Consider the following 1,468-nt stretch of genomic DNA (forward strand, 5'->3'; position numbering starts at 1 on the left):
GAGAATGTCGTGCTGATCCACTGCCCGGCAGGGTATTGCGCAGCAATGACCCGTGTATGGACGCCCCCGGGGTTGCAAGTGATTTCTTTTGCTTTGGCACTGGCGATGCGGTCGAGTTCCTTCGTGTATCCGGCCTCTGGTTGCGACCTTCAACGCCGCGGGCCCTCATGGTGAGTTCGAGGAACAGGTCCAAAACGAGAGGCCGTAGTACAAGTTACTCGGGACATTACTGGTTTTCCCATTCCTGATCTCGTCGACGCTTTGCCATGACCTCCGTTCAGAACCACCACATCCCCAGCCTGCCGTCGCGCTCAGGCGTTGACAGGGGTCTCATAGACGCCGCCATGAGCCATCATGGCCCATGCCATCCGCGCCATCTTGTTTGCCAACGCGACAGCAACCAGCATCTTGGGTTTGCGCGCCAGCATGCGAGCAAGCCACGACCCTTCCGGTGCGGCTCCACGCCGCTGCGCCGCCTGGATGACCGACATGGCTCCGATGATCAGCAAGCGTCGCAGGTCACGTTGCCCCATCTTCGATATTTTACCGAGCCGCGTCCTGCCTCCGGTTGAATGCTGGCGCGGTGCCAGCCCAACCCAGGCCGCAAAGTCGCGTCCTTTGGAAAACATCTCCGGCGGTGCAGCCAGAACAGCGATTGACACCGCCGTCACCGGACCAATCCCCGGCATGGTCATCAGCCTTTTCGCAACATCGTTCTGCCGGGCAATTTGGCGGAGCTGTCGGGTCAGTTCATCAATGCGCTTGCTCAACTCAGCGATCAGATCGAAGAACATCTGGCAAAGGCCAGTCACTTCGGGCGGCAAATTTTCCGCATTTCCAGCCACCGCCTTTTCCAACCGTGGCAGATGCTGAGGGCCCTTTGGGGCGATAATTCCATACTCTGCCAGATGCCCTCGCAACGCGTTAATCGTCTGGGTCCGTTGTGCTGTCAGAAGATCACGCGTCTTCAAAACCATTGCCTGGCCTTGTTGCCCGGCGGTCTTGGTCGACACAAACCGCATGGTCGGTCGAGAAGCTGCCTCCGCGATAGCCTCGGCGTCGTTTGCATCGTTCTTTTGGCGCTTAACATAAGGCTTGACGTATTGCGGGGCGATCAGCCTGACATCGTGTCCCAGTTTTGAAATCTCCCGGCTCCAGTAATGCGCGCCTGCGCAAGCCTCCAAAGCAACGGTGCAAGGCTCGATCTGACTGAATAGCTCCAGTACCCGCCCTCGCGGCAACGCCCTACTGAAGACCTTCGATCCATCCCCGGCAGCGCCGTGAGCGTGAAACGAATTCTTGGCGATATCCAACCCTACAATGCTAACCTTTTCCATGGGCGCTTCCTCCTCGTAGCAAGTTTCGACACCGCTACCTTGGCACAGCGATACCGTGAGGGGGCGTCCACCCCATCGAGAGGGGTGGCCCCGGAACGGGCAAAAGCCACACGGCCACTGCAATCGGTGTG

The 1,468-nt window shown here is 58.9% G+C and carries 1 protein-coding gene; it reads right to left on the reverse strand.

Annotation, left to right across the window (positions count from 1 at the left end; genetic code table 11):
• Positions 1-311: 311 nt before the first annotated feature.
• Entirely contained in the window at positions 312-1,337 is a 1,026-nt protein-coding gene (locus tag EDD52_RS23545) for an IS110 family RNA-guided transposase (RefSeq protein WP_132249024.1), read from the reverse strand.
• Positions 1,338-1,468: the final 131 nt, after the last annotated feature.

Origin of the sequence: Primorskyibacter sedentarius, assembly GCF_004342065.1 — a bacterium.
GTDB lineage: Bacteria > Pseudomonadota > Alphaproteobacteria > Rhodobacterales > Rhodobacteraceae > Primorskyibacter > Primorskyibacter sedentarius.